Source organism: Pseudomonas sp. AKS31 (genome assembly GCF_023634765.1).
GTDB lineage: Bacteria > Pseudomonadota > Gammaproteobacteria > Pseudomonadales > Pseudomonadaceae > Aquipseudomonas.
The window spans coordinates 15,380-35,587 of the sequence record NZ_JAMLFX010000008.1 but is presented as its reverse complement, the minus strand read 5'-3'; the positions used below and the strand labels follow the sequence as shown (position 1 = coordinate 35,587).

Genomic DNA, 20,208 nt, shown 5'->3' with positions numbered 1-20,208 from the left:
CCGGGCGGCGTGATCGGCAGGGTTTTCTGAGAACTGCTATCGATTGGGCTTGGGAATTTGCTTTTTGGTGTTATAAGGTAACGCAAATTTTTCAGGGCAGTCCTTGTCGGCGCCCGCTGTTATCCCTTCGATTGCGAAACGCTTATGACGATTGTGCTTCCCCGTTCTGCCCCGTTGACTGGCCGGTTGCTGTCCATCGATGCCCTCAGAGGCCTGGTCATTCTGTTCATGCTGCTGGACCACGTGCGTGAAACCTTTTTGCTGCATCGCCAAGTCGCTGATCCGATGGACATTGCCAGCACCGAGCCGGCGCTGTTCTTCAGTCGCACCCTGGCGCATCTGTGTGCGCCGGTATTCGTGCTGCTGACGGGATTGTCGGCGTGGTTGTTCGGCGAAAAGTACGCGGGCAAGGCCGATGTCAGTGCGTTTCTGTTCAAGCGCGGCCTGTTTCTGGTGGTGCTGGAGTTCACGCTGGTGAACTTCGCCTGGACGTTCCAGCTGCCGCCGAGCGTGATTTATCTGCAAGTGATCTGGGCGATCGGCTTGAGCATGATCGCCCTGTCGCTGCTGGTCTGGCTGCCGCGCTGGCTGTTGCTGGCGTTGAGCCTGGCGATCATCGCTGGACACAACCTGCTCGACGCGGTGCATTTTCCAGTGGAGTCGGCGCTGCACGTGCCATGGGCGATTTTGCATGATCGCGGCTGGATCGAAATCAGCGAAAATCTGCGCCTGCGCACTTCCTATCCGTTGCTGCCATGGATCGGTGTGATCGGTCTGGGTTATGCGCTGGGGCCATGGTTTGCTCGCGGCTTTGAAGCGGGTTTGCGTCAGTGCCACCTGCTGATCGCGGGTAGCGCGGGGCTGCTGGGTTTTGTCGGGCTGCGGCTGATCAACGGCTATGGCGAAAAACCATGGGCCGTGGGCGACACGTCGGTGCAAACCCTGATGAGCTTTTTCAACATCACCAAGTACCCACCGTCGTTGTTGTTTATCGCGCTGACCGTGAGCGCCGGGCTGTTACTGCTACTGGCGTTCGAGCGTGTACAGGATCGTCGCTGGATTCGTTGGCTGACCGTGTTCGGTTCGGCGCCGATGTTTTTCTATCTGCTGCATCTGTACACGTTGAAGGTGTTGTACCTGATCGGTGTGGCCCTGTTCGGGCTGAATCAAGGCAGCTATTTCGGCTTTTCGTCGGTGGCGGCGATCTGGTTGGCGTCGGTGATTCTGGCGGTTGCGCTGTTCCCGGTCGTGCGCTGGTTCTCGGCGTTGAAGGCCCGGCGCCGCGACATGGCCTGGTTGAAATATCTGTAGATGCCTACCGCCGGTTGCGCACGAAGTCGATAAACGCCTTCAGCGGCGCCGGTACATGGCGCCGGCTCGGGTAGTACAGGTGCAGACCCGGATAGTACGGGCACCAGTCTGCCAGCACTTGCACCAGCCGCTCGCTGGCGAGATGTTCGCTTACCATGTCTTCGAACACATAAGCCAGTCCCAGCCCCTGCAGTGCGGGCCCGACCATCAGGCTGACATCGCCGAGGGTCAGCGGCCCGTTGACTTCTATTTCCTGGGCGACGCCACCACGTTCGAGTTCCCAGCGATACAGCGAGCCGCTCGGGAAACGGTGGCGGATACACGGCAAACCGTGCAGGTCCGCAGGTTTTTGCGGTGCCGCATGGCGTTGGAAAAACGCGGGTGAGCCGACCACCACCGAACGCATTGTCGGGCCAATCGGCAACGACACCATATCGGCTTCGAGGCGATCGCCGAAGCGCACGCCGGCATCGAACCCGCTGGCGACGATATCCAACAGTGCATCGCTCTCGACCACTTCCAGATGAACGTCCGGATACGCCTGCAAAAACTCGCTGGCAATCGGCAGCAACACCAGTTCGCAGGCTTGCCGCCCGCAGGTGATGCGCAGGTTGCCCGAGGGTTTATCGCGGAAATGGTTGAGGTCTTCCAAGGCGTCGTCGATGTCGCGAAACGCCGGTTTCAGCCGCGCATACAGACGCTCGCCAGCCTCGGTCAACGCCACGCTGCGGGTGGTGCGATTGAACAGGCGCACGCCGAGGCGGTTTTCCAGGGCCTTTACCGAATGGCTCAAAGCGGAGGGCGTGAGGCCCAGTTCGATGGCCGCTTTGCTGAAATTCAAGTGCTGCGCGGTGCACAGGAACACTGACAGATCTGCCGCCGAAGGTGATTTCATCTGTGAATGCCTTTCACAAAGTCATGCAAATTTGTTGGGATTATCGCATCAGTAGCACGGCCTTAAAGTCGCATCAACTCATTAACAAGACCCGGCACCGTTGCCGGGCTTGCAGACCGGAGGAGTTGATATGCGTACCTGGTTCATTACTGGCGCTTCCCGTGGTTTTGGCATCCTCATCGCTGAACAGGCCTTGCGTGCCGGTGACGCGGTCATCGCTACCGCGCGCAACCCGCAAGACATCACCGACCGCCTCGGCGAGCAGCCGAACCTGCTGGCGGTGCGTCTCGACGTCACCCGTGAGGAGCAAGCGCACCAAGCGGTTGCCGAAGGCATCAAGCGTTTTGGCCGTATCGATGTGCTGATCAACAACGCCGGTTTTGGTGTGCTCGGCGCCGTCGAAGAAACCAGTGCCAGCGAGACCGAGCGTCTGTTTGCCACCAACGTGTTCGGCCTGCTCAACGTCACCCGCGCGGTGTTGCCGCATATGCGGGCGCAACGCAGTGGTCGGGTGATCAACATCTCGTCGATCGGCGGCTACCAGGCTTATATGGGCTGGGGCGTGTACGGCTCGACCAAGTTCGCCGTCGAGGGCATTACCGAGGCGTTGCATCAGGAACTGGCGCCGCTGGGCATTCAAGCCACGGTGGTCGAGCCGGGCTTCTTCCGCACGGATTTCCTTGATGAGCAATCGCTGATCAAAACCCGCCTTGAGCTAGCGGATTACGACGAAACCGTCGGCAAGATGCGCACATTCGCCGAGGCGGCCAACCATGCGCAACCGGGTGATCCGTTGAAGTTGGCCGAGGCGATGCTGGCGCTGGTCAATGCGCCAAATCCGCCGCTGCGCCTGGCGCTGGGCAGTGACACGGTTGCGCGGATCGAGGCGAAGAATCGGTGGGTGGCGCAAGAACTGGCCGAGTGGAATGAACTGGCGCTGTCTACCGATTTCGCCAACTGAACGCCGGAGCTGTGAGAGCGAGGCTGCTCGCTCTCATCTTTTTCGTGCGCAAACTTCGGTGGATTTTTCTGTGTATTTCGCGCCTTATTCGCTGCGCAACGCAGCTTTGTGATTTCTCAAAGGATGGAACGAATGATTTCTATGACTCAGCCGCACGGAGCGCGAGACAAGTTGCTCATACTGGCCGCAGTGTGTCTCTCGGCACTGGTCCTGCCGTTAAGTTTTACTGGCGGTGCGGTGGCGACACCGGCCATCGGCCGGGACTTGGGCGGCAGCCCGGTGGCGCTGACCTGGATCACCAATGCGTTTATGTTGTCGTTCGGCAGTTTGCTGATGGCCGCCGGCGCATTGGCTGATGTATACGGACGTAAACGCCTGTTCACCTTCGGCATGCTGCTGTTCACCGTTGCGTCGATCGCGCAGAGTCTGGCGCCTTCGGTGTTCTGGCTGGACGTGTTGCGCGCGGTTCAAGGTGTCGCGGGGGCGGCGGCGCTGGCCAGCGGTTCGGCGGCGTTGGCGCAAGAGTTCGAAGGGCATGCCCGGACCCGGGCGTACAGCGTGCTGGGCACTACGTTTGGCATTGGTCTGGCCTTCGGTCCGCTGGTCGCCGGCGCGCTGATCGAGGTCTTCAACTGGCGGGCGATTTTTATCTTCACCGCGTTGATTGGAATCATCGCGCTGGTTTTCGGGGTGCCGCGCATGCGCGAAACCCGCGACCCGCATGCCAAAGGGCTGGACTGGCCGGGCACGCTGGTGTTCAGCGCAATGCTGGCGCTGTTCACGTTTGGCCTGATCCAGGCGCCGGACAGTGGTTGGGACAGTCCGCTGGTGCTCGGTCTATTGGGCGCTTCGGTCGTGTTGCTGGCAGCGTTCGTGATCGTCGAAATGCGTGTCGAACGGCCGATGCTGGACCTGACCTTGTTTCGTTATCCGCGCTTCATTGGCGTGCAGATGCTGCCGATCGGCACCTGTTTCTGCTACATCGTGCTGGTGGTGATGTTGCCGCTGCGCTTCATCGGCGTTGAGGGTCTGAGCGAGATCGATGCCGGTCTGCTGTTGCTGGCGTTGTCGGCGCCGATGCTGGTGGTGCCGATGCTGGCCGCGTCGCTGGCGCGCTTGGTTTCCGCCGGTATCCTGTCCGGTGCCGGGTTCCTGATTGCCGCCGTGGGCTTGCATTGGCTGAGTCTGTACAACGTCGGTGAGCCGAAAATTGCGTTGGTGGTGCCGATGCTGCTGATCGGTATGGGCGCCGGTTTGCCTTGGGGGCTGATGGATGGTTTGTCGGTCAGTGTCGTGCCGAAAGAGCGCGCCGGCATGGCGGCGGGTATCTTCAGCACCGTGCGCGTGGCGGGTGAGGGGATTGCCTTGGCGATTGTCGCGGCAGTGCTGGCGTCATTGCTGCACGCTGATTTGTCGAGTGCCGTGCACGTGGTGACAGGCAGTGCCGAGGCGTCGCTGATCGCCGAGACCGCGCACCGGGTGACCACCGGCGATATGGCGCATGCGATCAACACTGTGCCAGGTCTGGCCAACGAACGTTTGGTGCAAGGTTATGCGTCGGCGTTTCAGTATCTGCTGCACATTCTGACGGTGATCACATTGGTGTCGGCGGCGGTGGTGCTGGGATTGTTGAGCAAAGATCGCAGCGTCGCCGAGCCACAACAGGCTGCCGCATAAACCCAATGTGGGAGCGAACCTGCTGGCGAAAGCGGAGTATCAGTCGGCATAAATGTTGACTGATGCGCCGCTATCGCTGGCAAGCCAGCTCCCACAGGGTCCAAAGGCGTCTGCAGCATCAGTGGTTACACCGCAGTCATTGTGGGAGCTGGCTTGCCAGCGATGGGGCCGGTGCATTCAGCATCTTCATCGCTTGATGCACCGCTATCGCGAGCAGGCCCACTCCTACAGGGTTTTCCGGTGTCTGGATTATTTGCGATCCAGCCACACGGTCTGTGCATTGCAGAACTCACGTACGCCGAAGTGCGACAGTTCACGACCGAAACCGCTCTTCTTCACGCCGCCAAAGGTCACGCGCGGGTCGCTGGCGGAGTAGCCGTTGATGAACACGCCGCCGGTGTCCAGTTCGCTGGTCAACTGCTGGGCCAGTGCCACGTTGGCGGTGTAGATCGTTGCGGTCAGGCCGAACTCGCTGTCGTTGGCCAAGGCCACGGCATGCGCGCAATCGCGGGCGGTGATGATCGACGCGACCGGGCCGAACAGTTCCTGTTTGAACGAGGTCATGCGGTCGGTGACATCGGCCAGCACCGTCGGCTCGTAGTAGTTGCCCGGGCCTTCGGATTTACCGCCGCCGAGCAACAACGTTGCGCCTTCTTCCAGGGTGTCGCGCACTTGCTGGTCGAGTTCATCACGCAGGTCGAAACGTGCCATCGGGCCGATGTAGGTCTCGGCAGACAGCGGATCACCGACCTTCAACTTGCGCGTGGCCTCGACGAACTTGCGGGTGAATTCTTCGACCACGCCTGCTTCGATGATCAGGCGCTTGGCTGCGGCGCAGACCTGACCGGAGTTCTGGTAGCGACCGATGACTGCCGCTTGTACCGCTTCATCCAGATCGGCGTCGTTGAGGACGATAAACGGATCGGAACCACCCAGTTCCAGCACGCATTTCTTCAACGCGGCACCGGCCTGAGCGCCGATCGCCATACCGGCACGCACGCTACCGGTCAGGGTCACAGCGGCAATGCGCGGATCGGCGATCGCGGTGGAAACCCCTTCCGGGGTGACGTTGATCACCTCAAAAACACCCTCGGCGAAACCGGCGCGGGTGAAGGCATCGCGCAACAGGTAGGCGCTGCCCATCACGTTCGGCGCATGCTTGAGTACGTAAGTGTTGCCGGCAATCAGCGCCGGAACGGCACCGCGCAGCACTTGCCAGATCGGGAAGTTCCAGGGCATGACCGCGAGGATCGGGCCGAGCGGACGGTACTCGATGCGCGCCTTGCCGCCTTCAACCTGGGTCGGTTCAGCGTCAAGCATGGCCGGGCCGTGTTCGGCGTACCACTCGCAGAGCTTGGCGCATTTCTCGATTTCACCACGGGCCTGGGCGATTGGCTTGCCCATTTCCAGGGTGATCATGGTAGCCATGGCTTCGCTGGTTTCGCGCAGCGCGCCGGCGAGGGCGGTCAACAAACGCGAGCGATCCTGCAACGGCTTGCGCTTCCATTTGCCGAAGCCATAAGCGGCGCGGGTCAGTGCGGCGTCGAGCGCTTGCGCGGATTCAAACGCGTAATGACCGATCTGCTCGCCCGTGGCGGGGTTGATCGAGATAGCGTGGGTCTGGCTGGAAATCTGGCTCATGGCGTCGTCCTGCGTGTTCGTCGGATGGGCCTAGAGTAGTGTGGTGTTTGTTTTCTGGAAACTGAATAATAAAGATCGTTTCTTTCACGATTGGAGAATGACTGTGGATCTGGTGCAGCTGGAAATCTTCAAAGCGGTTGCCGAGCACGGCAGCATCAGCGCCGCCGCCGCGCAGATCCATCGCGTGCCGTCGAACCTGACCACGCGGATCAAGCAGCTTGAGCAGGATCTGGGCGTTGATCTGTTTATCCGCGAGAAAAGCCGTTTGCGTTTGTCGCCGGCCGGGTGGAGTTTTCTTGAATACGCGCGGCGGATTCTCGACCTCGTGCAAGAGGCCCGGGCAACGGTGGCGGGCGAGGAACCGCAGGGCGCGTTTCCGCTGGGTTCACTGGAAAGCACAGCGGCGGTGCGCATTCCCGAATTACTTGCGGCGTACAACCAATTGCACCCGAAAGTCGATCTGGACCTGTCCACCGGACCGTCCGGCACCATGATCGACGGCGTGCTCTCTGGGCGCCTCGCCGCAGCGTTTGTCGATGGTCCGGTGTTGCATCCGACGCTGGAGGGCGTGCCGGCATTCGAGGAGGAAATGGTCATCATCGCCCCGATCAACCACGCACCTGTCAAGCGCGCGGCGGACGTAAACGGCGAGAACATTTATGCCTTCCGTTCCAACTGCTCCTATCGTCACCACTTCGAAAAATGGTTCAGCACCGACGCGGCCGTACCGGGCAAGATTTTCGAAATGGAGTCGTACCACGGCATGCTCGCCTGCGTCAGCGCCGGTGCCGGCCTGGCGCTGATGCCGCGCAAAATGCTCCAGAGCATGCCCGGCAGTGCGACCGTCAGCGTCTGGCCATTGGCGGCGGATTTTCGCTATTTGACTACATGGCTGGTGTGGCGGCGGGGCACGGTGTCGCGCAGCCTGAGCATGTTTGTGCGCTTGCTGGAGGAGCGCGGGGTGGTGCGGGCTGAGGAATGAGGCAGGTTTTTGAGTGTTTCTGTGGTGGAAAAATTTTCGATTAGCAACGTGCGTACCAGTCGCGGTGAATACTTAAAACCGCGACTGGCAGCACGTTTATTTCAAACCACTTGGGCTGCATAACTATCAACTAAAATTAAACTGGAGTGTCGATTGTAACGAATACCTTCCCATTTGAAACTTTAATGGTTTCGTTGTTGTACTCGAACTCCATATCGATGGTTGCGTTAATAGAGTTATGGGCGATTCTCTGTAAATGAAATTTTCCTTTTTTTGCCCTGAGGATTTCGGTATTGATAGACCATGATGACACGAAGGCGAGGTTTCCACTGACGGCGCTTCCCTTTGGTCCCACTTCATGTTCACCGTCTGGTAGGTCTTTCTGGAAGATAATTTGGATGGCTACATAAGCATCATCACCTCCTGCATCGTAGCCACCCGTGATAAGGAGGTTCCCGTCTTGAGCAGAGTGGCTGCATTGAATCCAGTCGGCTTCAAAGTGTTCGCCTGTGTATCTTCGTGGAGGCGTTAAAGTTGCCGTGAATGAGTCGTTGGGGTGTTTTTTATGGGTCGGATCGCTAGCAGCAAACTCTAATTTCTGGTCGGAAGTTTTCATTTTTAGATTCCTTGATTGATTAATTGAAAAATGTTCTGTAATGGGTAGTTACCCGGACCACAGATTAACAAAGGCTTTTCTATTCGTAACTGTCATAAGTGACAGTTGTTTTTTCGTAAAAAGTATGAACGCGGTTGGCCAAGTAACGATGCGCCATGACCACCCTGACATTACACGCCGTGTTGTTTTCCTACGGCACTTTGCAGGATCGCGCTGTGCAACTATCCAATCGTGGCCGCGAGTTGCAAAGTCATTCCTCGACAATCTGCCGGGCTATAAATAGGAGATGGTCGAGATCACCTATCCCACGGTGCTCGCTACCCGCTGTAAACCCATTACCCGATCATTCACATCAGCGGCAACCCGGCGGACGAGATTCCCGGCACGTTTTTCCAGTAAAGTCTGGAGTTGATGCATGGGTTTACTTATAGGCGTGGATGAGGGCAGTAAAAAACGCCCCGTCAATACTGCGCGGCAGATTCAGCGGATTCCCTTCGCGCAACACCTCTGGCAGCAACTCATCGGGAAACCCTTGATACGCCACGGGACGCAAGAAACGTTCGATCGAGGTCATGCCGACCGAGGTGAAACGGCTGTCCGATGTAGCCGGAAACGGCCCACCGTGTACGGTGGCGAAGGTCACTTCCTGTGGGTGGGCGAAGGCGTTAACCACGATGCGTCCGGTGCGCCGTTCGAGAATCGGCAGCAGGCACCGCGCCAATTCCAGATCGACACTTTCAAGGTGAATCGCCGCGCTGAGCTGACCCTTGAACGAACGGGCGACGGCCAGCAACTCGGCTTCATCGTTGACCGCAACCAATAGCGCCGACGGGCCAAACACTTCATGGGCCAATGCCGGTTCGCTGAGCAATTGCTGTCCCTCGACTTCCAGCAACGCAGCACGTCCGGCGAGCGTGGCTTCGGCCGGCGTGCCTGCCGCGATCACCTGCGCGCCGGCACGTTCCAAGGCCATCAGACCCTCGACGTAGGCGCCATGAATACCCAGCGTCAGCATTGTCCGCGCCGGTGCTTCGCTGACCCGTTTGCGCATGGCGTCGCGCAGTTCATCAAACCCCGCACCGCGGATGGCGATCAGGATCGACGGACAAAAACACGCCTGACCGACGTTGACCAGCATCCGTTCGATGAAGCCGTCGCCGATTTCGGCGCCGCGAGCCGCCAGTGCCTCGGGCAGGATGAAGGTCGGGTTGACGCTGGTCATCTCGGTGAACACCGGGATCGGCTCGGGGCGCAATTGCGCGCGGCGATACAGCGCCATGCCACCGGGTTCGGAGCCGGTGAAGGTCACCGCCTTGATCAGCGGATGATCGACCAGCGCTTCGCCAATGGCATTGCCGCCGCCACGCACCATCGAAAAAACACCTTCGGGCAAGCCATGGGCCTGCACGGCTTTACGAATGGCCCGCGCCTGGATTTCCGAAGCGCCGGGATGCGCGTTGTGTGCCTTGAGAATCACGGTAGCGCCGGCCGCCAGTGCAGACGCGGTATCGCCACCCGCCACCGAGTAGGCAATCGGGAAGTTGCTCGCGCCGAAAATCGCCACCGGGCCGATGGCGATTTTTTGCAGACGATGATCCATCCGTGGGCGCGGCTGACGCTGGGGCTGCGCCGGGTCGATCGCCAGTTGCAGGAAGCGGCCCTTGCGCACGACATCAGCGAACTGGCGGAACTGGGTGGCGGCTCTCAACGCTTCGCCCTCAAGCTGAGCTTCGGGCAGTCCGGTTTCCAGCGCAGCGCGTACGGCCAGTTCGCTGCGCACCTCATCAAGGTTGTCAGCGATGGTTTCGAGAAACGCGGCACGTTCGGCCAGTGAGGTGTGGCTGTAGTGGTCGAACGCTGTATCGGCGAGTGTTGCAGCCTGATCAACCTGTGCGGCACCGCCGAAGGCGAAGTCCGGTTCGATCAATTGATCAATGGCCGGATTCAGCGCTTTCATCGTGCCTTCGGTGGCGGCGACATCCGTCTCGCCGATCAGCAAATGGCCGGTCAGATTCATTGCGCTTCACCTTGTGATTTGAGGTTGGCAATCAGTTCGTCGGTGCTGGCAATGACGTGGGCGAATGTCGGGCCGTTGAGTTCGTGGGCGGCGTGCATCATTTCCGCTTTGAAGGCTGCTGTTGCATCGCGGACGAGGGTGACGTGGTAGCCCAGTTCCGAGGCATAGCGGGCGGTGGCTTCGATGCAGGTGTTGGCCAGCAGGCCGACGACGATCACGTGGGTGACACCTTGCTGTTTCAGGCGAAAATCCAGATCGGTGTTGGCGAAACCACTGGACCCCCAGTGTTCCTGAACCACGATATCGCCGTCCTTCGGGGCGAAATCCGGGTGCCATTCGCCGCCCCATTCGCCACGGGCAAAATGATGCATGTGCATGATTTTGCATTGGGTCGGGGTCGGGTGGTCCCAGGTTTCGTAGTCGCCTTTTTCCCAGCGGTGATGGGGTACGATGACCACCCGAATGTTCAAGTCGCGAACGGTGCGGTCGAGTTTGCGCAGGTTGTCGAGCAGGCCGTTCTGTTCGGCCATCGGTTTGATCAGAGGGAAAATCTTGCCACCGTCCGAAAGAAAATCGTTGTACGGATCGACCAACAGGTAGGCGGTTCTGTCCAACGGATAGGGGGTATTCGACATGGCGGCTTGCTCCGGCAATGGGATTATCGGTGCACAGGGCTTGTCCCGGCATCGTGTAGATATGATAATCATATCAACTTTAAAAGAGGCAAGCCCTGATGGCAGTAAACGATAGTCTTCCCGACACGCTGTGCCCGATCTCGCGGGCCGAGACGATCGTCGGCGACCGTTGGACCGTGTTGGTTTTGCGCGAACTGTTCATGGCCAATCATCGCTATGACGAGATCCAGGCGCAGACCGGCGGTACGCCGCAAATGGTCGCTGCGCGTCTGAAATGTCTGGAAGCGGATGGGCTGGTCGAGCGCCGCTTGTACAACGAGCGACCGAAACGCTACGAGTACCACCTCACCGCGAAAGGCGAGGCGTTCTACCCGGTAATCATTGCGCTGCGGGCGTGGGGAGAGACCTGGTGCAAGGCACCGGAGGAGGGGCTGGCGGTGAACATGACCCACAAAAGCTGCAACCACAGCGCCGGACTCGGGCCGCTGTGCGAACACTGCGGCGAACCGTTGCGTCGGGAAGACCTGATCAGCCAGCCACAGGCAGCCTACGCCGCCGAACGGCAGGCGCGGCGTGAGGCGTTCAAAAGCAAGTAACCTTGATCACGGCGTGCCGTTTCGACCGTGCAGCCTGTAGCCGGGACGCAGGCTCAAGCGTTCGTAATAGGCTTTCACCGCGGCAAAGTCCGGGTGAGCAAATGGCGTTTCGAACCAGCGGTTTACCGACAGCCCGATGGGTATGTCCGCGAGGGAAAACTGTTCGCCGCTGACGTAGGCGCCGGTTTTTTCCAGTTGCCGGTCGAGGATGGCCATGTTCCGCGCCCAGTCGCGGCAACCGGCTGACAATGCGGCGTTGTCCTGATGCTCCGGTGATTGGCGCACCAGTGACAGAAACGCATACGACCACGAGCGATTCAGCTCCGACGCTTGCCAGTCGATCCACTGATCAACCCGCGCCCGGGCTTGCGGTTCGCTCGGATAGAGCTGCGAACCGTCATAGCGCGACGCCAGATAACGAATGATCGTGTTCGATTCCCATAACGTGAAATCGCCGTCCTGAATCACCGGCACCATGGCGCAGGGATTGAGCGCGAGAAATTCCGCATCGTTGGTCGATCTGAACCCCGATCCCCAGTCTTCACGCTCGAAAGGAATGTGCAATTCGGCGCACGTCCACAGGACTTTGCGCACGTTGATCGATGAGGCTTTACCGAGTATTCGCAGCATTGGATGTCCCTTACCCAATCGTTGTCAGGTGTAAAGAAATACCACACCGCAACAGAGAAGGCCCGCACAGTGCGGGCCTTCGTTTTTCAGCGCATCAATCTCACAGACTGCTCGCCAGTTTCCCGCCCATCATCCGCCGGCGATAGGAAGTGTCGCGGTTGGCCAGCCAGAAATACAACGGCGAGGTCACCAGCAGTCCCACCAGCCAGGACAGATCCGCACCGTTGATATGCGCCGACACCGGGCCGACGTACAGCGGCGTGTTCATGAACGGGATCTGCACGGCGATGCCGATCGCATAGGCCAGCAACGCCTGCGGGTTGTAGCGCCCGTAGATGCCGCCGTCGACCTGGAAGATCGACTGGATGTCGTACTGGCCTTTGTGGATCGCGTAGAAGTCGATCAGGTTGATCGCCGTCCACGGCACCAACACCACCAGCAATACCAGCACCATGTCGACGAAGTGGCCGATGAAGTCCTTCGAGGCACCGACGGCGGCAAAGCAGCAGGCCAGCAACACGATGATCGAGATCACTGCGCGGCTCTTGGCGGTGGGGATCCAGCGGTAGGCGAAGGTTTGCACCAGCGTGATCAACGACAGCACCGCGCCGTAGAGGTTGAGGGCGTTGTGGCTGATCACGCTGAGCAGGAACAGCACCAGCATCAGCGGGCCGATCGAGCCGGTGGCGAGTTTGACCGCGTCCATGGTGTCCATGCCCACCGGTGTAGCCAGCACGGCAACGGCACCGAAGATGAACGCCAGACTCGAACCCAGCGCTGAACCCAGATACGTCGTCCAGAACGTCGACGAGACTTTGACGTCGGCCGGCAAGTAGCGCGAATAGTCGGACACGTACGGCGCAAACGCGATCTGCCACAACGCGGCGAGCGACACGGTGGCCAGCCAACCGGAGAAGTTGAAGCTGCCCCGGGTGAGGAAGTCGTCAGTCTGGATGTGGGTGAAGATGTAGCCGAAGCCGACAACGATGCCGATCCCCAGCACCCAGGTGCCGATGCGGTTGAGCACGTGGATAAAGCGGTAGCCGATGATGCCGATGATCCCCGAGCCAACCGCGCCGATGACGATGCCGACCGGCACCGGAACGCTGTCGACCACACCATGCAGCGACTTGCCGGCCAGCACGATGTTGGAGGCGAAGAAACCGATGTACATGACGCCGGCAATCAGCACCACCAGCAACGCGCCGAGGGAGCCGAATTGCGCGCGGCTCTGGATCATCTGCGGGATGCCCATCTGTGGGCCCTGTGCCGAATGCAGTGCCATCAGCACACCACCGACCAGATGGCCGACCAGAATCGCGACGATGCCCCAGAGCAGATTCAAGTGAAACAACTGCACGCCCAGCGCACCGGTGACGATGGGCAACGGCGCGATGTTGCCGCCGAACCAGAGGGTGAACAGATCCCTGACCTTTCCATGGCGATCTTCGGGGGGCACGTAGCCTATCGTGTGTTTTTCAATCAGCGGAGCGGAGGATGCTGCAGGGGTAGCCATGACGAACTCCAAGGCAAGGATGAGTACGTGGACGTACTTCGGCAAGCGCCGGCACGGGCGGCGCATTTCTTGTTGAAGTGATCATGTGCAAAGCGTCGGGATAGATAAATTAGTAAGTTTGTTGCTACAGACCTTAAAAAAAATATGCTTGGGCTGGCGCCAGCCTCCGGTATGTTCAAGCTTGATCGTGCGCCAGGGAAACAGGGCGAACACCCGCGCTCTTTGGGAGACTCACATGGCCGCCTACAACCTGCGCCAGCTCAAATACTTCGTCACCACCGCCGACTGCGGCAGCGTCGCCGAAGCCTCGCGCAAGCTCTACATCGCGCAACCGTCGGTCTCCACCGCCATCAAGCACCTGGAAGAAAGTTTCGGTGTGCAGCTGTTTATCCGCCACCACGCCCAGGGCGTCTCGCTGACGCCCAGTGGCTCGCGGTTCTATCGCAAGGCGTTGGAGCTGCTGCGGGTGGCCCACGAGTTCGAGCAGAACGCGCTGGCCGATAATGATGTGGTCGCGGGGCAGATCGATATCGGCTGTTTCGAAACCGTCGCGCCGCTGTACCTGCCGCGCCTGATCGCCGGTTTCAAGGCGCGCTGGCCGGGGGTGGAAATCCGCATTCGTGATGGCGAACAACAAGAACTGGTGCAGGCCCTCACCGCTGGCAGCATTGACGTGGCGATGATGTTCGAACACGACCTGGACAGCACCATCGAAACCACACCACTGATGCCGCCGCAACAGCCTTACGCATTGCTGCCGGCCAGCCATCGCTTCGCGCAACAGGCCAAGGTCTCGCTGGATGATCTGGTGCTGGAACCGATGATCCTGCTCGACGTGGTGCCGAGCCGAACCTATTTCGTGAGCATCTTCGAAGAGCGCGGGCTGACGCCGAACATTGTCTTCAGCTCACCGTCGATCGAGATGGTGCGCGGCATGGTCGGCAACGGTTTCGGCTTTTCGATTCTGGTGACCAAACCGTTCAGCGACTACACCTACGATGGTCAGCAAGTCGTCTGTGTGCCGCTGGCGGAAGACGTCACCGGTTCGGGATTGTCGGCGGCCTGGCTGCGTCGCGTGCAACTGACCAAACCGGCGCAGTTGTTTGTCGATCACTGCCGCGAAGAGCTGGCCCGACTGCACCCGTGAGTGCCGCCGAGCCGCCTGTCAAAGACTGATAAACGCCAGCAAGCGCTGAAGCATGTCATCGCACGCCTGCAGTTGATCGAGGCTGACAAACTCATCGGGTTTGTGACCCTGATCCATGCTGCCGGGGCCGCACGCCACGGTGGGAATGCCCACTGCATCAAACAACCCGCCTTCAGTGCCAAACGCCACGGTGCCGAAATCCTTCGAACCGCAGAACGCAGAGATCAACTCGGCGGCCTGGCTTTGCGCATCGGTGGCCAGCCCCGGATACGCCGACAGGGCGCTGAAGCGAATATCACTCTGCGCACTGACCGCGCGCATACGCGGCAGCACTTCGCGTTCGGCATAGGCTTGCAGCGCTTCGGCGACGAGGGCCGGATCCTGTGAGGGCAGGGCGCGGATCTCGAAATCGAAACGGCAATCGGCGGGCACGATGTTCAAGGCCTTGCCGCCGCTGATCACCCCGGTCTGCACCGTGCTGTAGGGCGGATCGAAGCGCGCATCGTGATGCTCCGGCGCTTTCAGTTGCTGACCGAGGCGGCCCAGTTCAGCGATCAGTTCGGCGGCGTATTCAATCGCATTGACCCCGAGCGGCGCATACGCCGAATGGCACGGATGGCCCTGCACATCGCAGCGCATCGCCAGTTTGCCTTTATGACCGAGCACCGGTTTCAGTTCGGTCGGTTCGCCGATGATGCACAGCAACGGTTTGATCGGGCGTTGCTGCAAAACCTTGAGCAACGAACGCACGCCGAGGCAGCCGACCTCTTCGTCGTAAGACAGGGCAATGTGCACCGGCAGGCGCAACGACGCCTGCACCAGCGCCGGCACCAACGCCAGCACGCAGGCGATATAACCCTTCATGTCCGCCGTACCGCGTCCGAAAACTTTGCCGTCGCGCTCGGTCAGTTCGAACGGCGGCAACGTCCACGGCTGGCCATCGACCGGCACCACATCGGTATGCCCGGACAGCACAATGCCCGGTTGATCCACCGGGCCGATCGTGGCGAACAGGTTGGCTTTGCTGCGCTCATCGTTGTAGAGCAGCGCGCAAGGTACGTCGAAACCTTCGAGGTAATCGCGGACGAATTCGATCAGTTGCAGGTTGGATTCGCGACTGGTGGTGTCGAACGCCACCAGCGCCTTGAGCAACTCGACACTGTTCATCGATCATCCCCAGCCACGCCATAGCCCGGCGCTTTGGCCGGATCGAGGGCGCGGTCGATATAATCCTGAAGCTGCGGCGCATAGGCGTCCCAGAGCTTTTGCAACTGGCCGATCGGGTCTTCATCGGCCCAGTCGACGCGCAGGTTGACGATCGGCCAGGTCTGCTCGCCGACCACCACGACAGCGGCCGAATGTACCGGGCCGGCTTCACCGCCGAGGGCTTGCGCGGCGTGCAGGGCTCTGAGCAGGCGATCAGCGAGTTGCCCTTCGCCGTCCTCAAAGGCGCTGACCATCGCTTCGATCACCGAGCGCCCGGCGAGCATGTTGCCGGCGGCGACGCACTGCTCGCCGGTCACGGCATTGTGCACGCCGAGGGTTTGCGCACCGCTGAAATGTGCGGTCTGGCCGAGATGGTTGATCGCAGTGATCTGCCGGTACTGGCTGTAGCCATTGCGCGTGAGGACTTTGTCCAGCGCATCGTCCGGCGCCAGGCCTTGCTCCATCAGCGCGAGGACTTCCGGGCCGAGGGACGGCAGGGTGATGTTCTGGCTCGACACCGCGCCAACGCCGGGCAGCAGCCACGGGCAACGGGCGCCGACGGCGATGCTGGAGGAACTGATGGCGACACCGAACTGGCCGGTTTCGGCGCAGCGGGCTGTGATTGAAAAGGTCATCTGCTTACTCCTTTCTAGGAAGATGTTGTCCTTGAGGGCCTCATCGCTGGCAAGCCAGCTCCCACAGGTATTGGGTTGATCACAAAATCTGCAAACAACTCAAATCCCTGTGGGAGCTGGCTTGCCAGCGATCGCCGCGACTCGGTTTCCTGACTTACTCAGGAATCACCGCAATCACATCAATCTCCATCAACCACTGCGGCTGCCCCAGTGCCGACACCACCAGCCCGGTGGAGATCGGGAACACGCCTTTGAGCCACTTGCCGACTTCCTGATACACCGCCTCGCGATAACGCGGGTCGATCAGGTACGTGGTGGTCTTGACGATATGGCTCATGTCGCTGCCGGCTTCTTCGAGCAGTTGCTTGACGTTGCGCATGGCCTGTTCAGCCTGCGCGCGCGGGTCGCCAAGGCCGACCAGATTGCCGTCGAAATCCGTGCCGACCTGACCGCGTACATAAACGGTGTTGCCGGCGCGTACGGCCTGGCACAGGTCGTTGTCCAGCGTCTGGTTCGGGTAGGTGTCCTTGGTGTTGAACATGCGGATACGGGTGTGGGTGGGCTGGCTCATGAAGGGCTCCTGAAGAAGGTTTGCCCGGCGCAATCGGCGCCGGGGCGAAAAGGGCTATCAAGCGTCGACGGTGTCGGCGGCTTTGCTGTGGCTGTTCTGGTGCAACTCGGCCTCGCGCTGTTCGGCATCGCGGTAGTCGAGGTACTTGCGCTGCGTGGCGATGTGGTCGGCGACATGTTTGGCGTCGTGCCACACGCCCCAGATAAACGACGAGCCACGGCGCGACTGCCACGGCAGACCGAGGAAATACACCCCCGGCTCACTCGACACGCCGCGCTGATGCACTGGCTTGCCCTTGTCATCGAACGCCGCGACTTGCAGCCAGGAATAATCCACGGCAAACCCGGTGGCCCAGATGATCGAGGTGACGCCAGCCTTGGCCAGATCGAGATCGACCAACGGGTTTTTCACGCACTCAGGATCCGGATAGGTTTCGCGCGCTTGCGGTTCTTCCGGCAGGTCGAGGCCGTTGCGTTCGATGTAGGCGTCAGCAGCATCGAGCAGTGCCAGGTAGTTTTCGTCACCGCGAGTGAGATTGCCGAGCAGGTCTTGCTTGAAGGTCACCACGCCGTTTTTGAACGATTCAGTCACGCCGACCAGGGTCATGCCGCGATGGGCCAGACCGCGAAAATCAATAGTGCGACCGCCATGGGCGCCGCTGACCGCGATGGTCACGTGTTCGCGGCCGGGTTTCATTGCCGCCTGATCCCACTCGCCGAGCACGCCCAGCCACCAGCAGAAATCCCGGTTGCGATAAGCGCGCGGCGGGCGGTCATGGGCGCCGACCGACAGGTAAACCTGCTTGCCGGAACGTTGCAGCTCATCGGCGATCTGCACGCCGGAAGAGCCGGCACCGACCACCAGCACTGCGCCTGCCGGCAGTTGCTGCGGGTTGCGGTAGTCAGCGGAGTGGATCTGCAACAGTCGTTCGTCTTGCGAGGCAATCGCCGGGATCACCGGTTTCTGAAACGGCCCGGTCGCGGCGACCACACGGCTGGCCTCGATCACGCCTTCGGAGGTCTGGACGGTGAACCCCGGACGACCGACATTGCGTACCACGCTTTTCACTTCCACACCGGTGCGGATCGGTGCATTGAATTTCTTCGCGTAGGCTTCGAAGTAATCGGCCACACGTTCTTTCGGGGCGAAACCGTCGGGATCGACGTCATCGAATTCCAGTCCGGGAAAGCGGTCGTGCCACGCCGGGCCGTTGGCCACCAGCGAGTCCCAGCGCCCGGTGCGCCAGCGTTCGGCAATGCGATTGCGCTCCAGCACGAGGTGCGGCACACCGAGTTTGCTCAGGTGCTCGCTCATGGCGACGCCTGCCTGGCCGGCACCCACGATCAGCGTGTCTGTTTTTATTATTTCAGGGGTCATCTCTACATCCTTCCTAGCAAGGCAGTGGGATTCGGGCCGCTGTTGGCTTGTCCGTTTGGCTTGAGGTCAGACTAGGGAGGAGGGGGTTATCGGTAAAATATTATTAAGCTGGGATGTGAAGATAAAATTCTGATGCAGGGCCGGGAAACTCCTGAAAAACGGGGCTTTCAGAGCATCGGTTCGGGGTTGCGAGGTAAAAAAAACAGGATGGCGTGACGTGCAGTGGTGAGCAGAATCTTCCCCTCACCACTGCGCTGGTTTCAGCGATTCAGAAACGCCAGCAGATCCTCATTCAACGCTTGCGCGTGCGTTACCGCAAACCCATGCGGCGCACCTGCATAGACCTTCAACTCAGCGCCCTTGATCTGCGCTGCCGCCTGTTTGCCGGTGGTTTCGAACGGCACGATCTGATCGCCGTCGCCATGGATCACCAGGGTTGGCACATCGATCTTGGCCATGTCCGGGCGGAAGTCGGTTTCCGAGAACGCGGTCACGCAATCCACGGTGCCCTTGAGCGAAGCGAGCAGGGCCATATTCAGCGTCTGCGTGAGCACGCCGTCAGAGACTTTCTGGCCTTGGTTGGTGCCGTAGAACGGCGCGGCGAAATCGGCGATGAACTGCGCACGATCCTGCAGCAGACCGGCCTTGATGCCGTCGAACACCGAGGTATCGACGCCTTGCGGGAAGTCGGCTTTCTTGCCGAACAGCGGTGTCACCGCGCCCAACAACACCAGACCGGCAACACGCTCGCTGCCATGCCGGGCAATGTAGCGGCTGACATCGCCGCCGCCCATGGAGAAGCCCACCAGCGTCACTTCGCGCAGGTCCAGGTGGTTGATCAGTTGCGCGATGTCATCGGCAAAGGTGTCGTAGTCATAACCGGTCCACGGCTGATCGGACCGGCCGAAACCGCGACGATCGAACGCAATGGTGCGATAGCCACGGCTGCTCAGGTATTCCATCTGGTATTCCCACATGTCGGCATCCAGCGGCCAGCCGTGGCTGAACAGCACAGGTTTGCCGCTGCCCCAATCCTTGTAGTAAATCTCGGTACCGTCTTGCGTGGTGAAGGTGCTCATGGAAACTCCTGCGTCAGGGATCGCACGTGATGCCGAAATGGCGACATTCACTATCAGCGCAAAGCGCGCCGGCTACTTGTATGCAGGTGCTGGTTTTGTGTCGCTGCAATCGTCGATCGGCTGCAGAGTTGTATGATGCAACTCAAAGCCGCCCGGCCGCGCACTGAATCGAGGGAGTACGTTTACGTGAAACGCAAAAGTCTGCAGGGCAATGCCTGCCCGGTTGCCCGGACACTGGACCTGATTGGTGACTGGTGGTCGCTGCTGATCATCCGTGATGCGCTGGACGGGATTCGCCGCTTCAATGATTTCCAGAAGAGTCTGGATATCGCCAAGAACATGCTCAGCGCGCGCCTCAAAGGGCTGGTGGAGCAGGGGATCCTGCAAGCGCTGCCAGCGGCCGATGGCGGCGCCTATAAAGAATACGTGTTGACCGAGCGCGGCAAAGCCTTGCAGACCGTGATCGTCGCGCTGTCGCAGTGGGGCGGTGAATTCATGTACGCGCCGGGTGAGCCGGGTTCGGTGATGGTCGATGCAAAGGACCGTCAGCCGATTCGCAAGCTGGAATTGATCGCGGCCGATGGTCGAGCGCTGGCGCCGGAGGACGTCGCGACGCGGCTGGGTGTCGAACACTAAAAGGACGGCATTACTTTAATCGAGTGTTTCGCTGGCGCCAGATTAATGAGGACGTGCCTCGCTGGGCTGCAGCGAACCCA

Annotated in this window: 19 protein-coding genes; 7 read left to right on the top strand and 12 right to left on the bottom strand. The window is 60.3% G+C overall.

The genetic code is table 11. The features are described from left to right. The first annotated feature begins 144 nt into the window (after positions 1-144). A complete protein-coding gene (locus tag M9827_RS19425) occupies positions 145-1,311 on the top strand; it encodes an acetyltransferase domain-containing protein (RefSeq protein WP_250606693.1) in 1,167 nt (388 codons plus the stop codon). Positions 1,312-1,315: 4 nt separating this feature from the next. Here M9827_RS19425 and M9827_RS19420 read toward each other — a convergent pair whose 3' ends face one another. Next, positions 1,316-2,206 (bottom strand): LysR family transcriptional regulator, encoded by an 891-nt coding sequence (locus M9827_RS19420; RefSeq protein ID WP_250606692.1) that lies wholly within the window; start codon positions 2,204-2,206, stop codon positions 1,316-1,318. Between the two features lie 130 nt (positions 2,207-2,336). On the opposite strand from M9827_RS19420, the gene M9827_RS19415 reads away from it, so the two are divergent. Both M9827_RS19415 and M9827_RS19410 read left to right on the top strand, forming a co-directional pair. After that, positions 2,337-3,167: an oxidoreductase gene (locus tag M9827_RS19415; protein WP_250606691.1), complete on the top strand. Its 831-nt coding sequence runs from the start codon at positions 2,337-2,339 to the stop codon at positions 3,165-3,167. 132 nt (positions 3,168-3,299) lie between these two features. Further along, positions 3,300-4,844, top strand: coding sequence for an MFS transporter (locus M9827_RS19410; RefSeq protein WP_250606690.1), 1,545 nt, complete (start codon positions 3,300-3,302; stop codon positions 4,842-4,844). Between the two features lie 249 nt (positions 4,845-5,093). Here M9827_RS19410 and M9827_RS19405 read toward each other — a convergent pair whose 3' ends face one another. After that, entirely contained in the window at positions 5,094-6,485 is a 1,392-nt protein-coding gene (locus M9827_RS19405) for an aldehyde dehydrogenase family protein (RefSeq protein ID WP_250606689.1), read from the bottom strand. 103 nt (positions 6,486-6,588) lie between these two features. On the opposite strand from M9827_RS19405, the gene ptrR reads away from it, so the two are divergent. Further along, a complete protein-coding gene (gene ptrR / locus M9827_RS19400) occupies positions 6,589-7,467 on the top strand; it encodes a putrescine utilization regulator PtrR (protein WP_134174387.1) in 879 nt (292 codons plus the stop codon). A gap of 136 nt (positions 7,468-7,603) precedes the next feature. Here the strand turns inward: ptrR and M9827_RS19395 are convergent, their stop codons facing one another. The 3 genes from M9827_RS19395 to M9827_RS19385 all read right to left on the bottom strand — a co-directional run bounded on the left by M9827_RS19395 (position 7,604) and on the right by M9827_RS19385 (position 10,735). Next, positions 7,604-8,083 carry a hypothetical protein gene (locus M9827_RS19395; RefSeq protein WP_250606688.1) on the bottom strand — a complete coding sequence of 160 codons (480 nt, stop codon included), beginning with the start codon at positions 8,081-8,083 and terminating at the stop codon, positions 7,604-7,606. 421 nt (positions 8,084-8,504) lie between these two features. Continuing rightward, positions 8,505-10,100 (bottom strand): aldehyde dehydrogenase (NADP(+)), encoded by a 1,596-nt coding sequence (locus M9827_RS19390; RefSeq protein ID WP_250606687.1) that lies wholly within the window; start codon positions 10,098-10,100, stop codon positions 8,505-8,507. Beyond that, entirely contained in the window at positions 10,097-10,735 is a 639-nt protein-coding gene (locus tag M9827_RS19385; RefSeq protein WP_250606686.1) for a cysteine hydrolase family protein, read from the bottom strand. Before M9827_RS19385 ends, M9827_RS19390 begins: the two co-directional genes overlap by 4 nt. A gap of 98 nt (positions 10,736-10,833) precedes the next feature. Between M9827_RS19385 and M9827_RS19380 the strand changes: the two genes are divergently transcribed. Next, positions 10,834-11,331, top strand: coding sequence for a winged helix-turn-helix transcriptional regulator (locus M9827_RS19380; RefSeq protein ID WP_250606685.1), 498 nt, complete (start codon positions 10,834-10,836; stop codon positions 11,329-11,331). 6 nt (positions 11,332-11,337) lie between these two features. Here the strand turns inward: M9827_RS19380 and M9827_RS19375 are convergent, their stop codons facing one another. Continuing rightward, positions 11,338-11,961 carry a glutathione S-transferase family protein gene (locus M9827_RS19375; protein WP_250606684.1) on the bottom strand — a complete coding sequence of 208 codons (624 nt, stop codon included), beginning with the start codon at positions 11,959-11,961 and terminating at the stop codon, positions 11,338-11,340. Positions 11,962-12,061: 100 nt separating this feature from the next. Further along, positions 12,062-13,477, bottom strand: coding sequence for a purine-cytosine permease family protein (locus M9827_RS19370; protein WP_250606683.1), 1,416 nt, complete (start codon positions 13,475-13,477; stop codon positions 12,062-12,064). 235 nt (positions 13,478-13,712) lie between these two features. On the opposite strand from M9827_RS19370, the gene M9827_RS19365 reads away from it, so the two are divergent. Further along, positions 13,713-14,624: a LysR family transcriptional regulator gene (locus M9827_RS19365; RefSeq protein WP_250606682.1), complete on the top strand. Its 912-nt coding sequence runs from the start codon at positions 13,713-13,715 to the stop codon at positions 14,622-14,624. Positions 14,625-14,642: 18 nt separating this feature from the next. On the opposite strand, the gene argE is transcribed toward M9827_RS19365, so the two are convergent. The 5 genes from argE to M9827_RS19340 all read right to left on the bottom strand — a co-directional run bounded on the left by argE (position 14,643) and on the right by M9827_RS19340 (position 19,492). Then, positions 14,643-15,791, bottom strand: coding sequence for an acetylornithine deacetylase (gene argE, locus M9827_RS19360; RefSeq protein WP_250606681.1), 1,149 nt, complete (start codon positions 15,789-15,791; stop codon positions 14,643-14,645). Then, a complete protein-coding gene (locus M9827_RS19355; protein WP_250606680.1) occupies positions 15,788-16,465 on the bottom strand; it encodes a DUF1028 domain-containing protein in 678 nt (225 codons plus the stop codon). The genes argE and M9827_RS19355 overlap by 4 nt, the downstream gene beginning before the upstream one ends. A gap of 154 nt (positions 16,466-16,619) precedes the next feature. Beyond that, positions 16,620-17,036 carry a RidA family protein gene (locus M9827_RS19350; RefSeq protein ID WP_039763092.1) on the bottom strand — a complete coding sequence of 139 codons (417 nt, stop codon included), beginning with the start codon at positions 17,034-17,036 and terminating at the stop codon, positions 16,620-16,622. A 57-nt stretch (positions 17,037-17,093) separates the two neighbouring features. Beyond that, positions 17,094-18,413 (bottom strand): flavin-containing monooxygenase, encoded by a 1,320-nt coding sequence (locus M9827_RS19345; protein WP_250606679.1) that lies wholly within the window; start codon positions 18,411-18,413, stop codon positions 17,094-17,096. A 260-nt stretch (positions 18,414-18,673) separates the two neighbouring features. Next, positions 18,674-19,492, bottom strand: coding sequence for an alpha/beta fold hydrolase (locus M9827_RS19340; protein ID WP_250606678.1), 819 nt, complete (start codon positions 19,490-19,492; stop codon positions 18,674-18,676). 186 nt (positions 19,493-19,678) lie between these two features. Here M9827_RS19340 and M9827_RS19335 point away from each other — a divergent pair, with 186 nt between their 5' ends. Continuing rightward, complete coding sequence (locus tag M9827_RS19335; RefSeq protein ID WP_250606677.1) at positions 19,679-20,128, top strand: winged helix-turn-helix transcriptional regulator; 450 nt, start codon at positions 19,679-19,681, stop codon at positions 20,126-20,128. Positions 20,129-20,208: the final 80 nt, after the last annotated feature.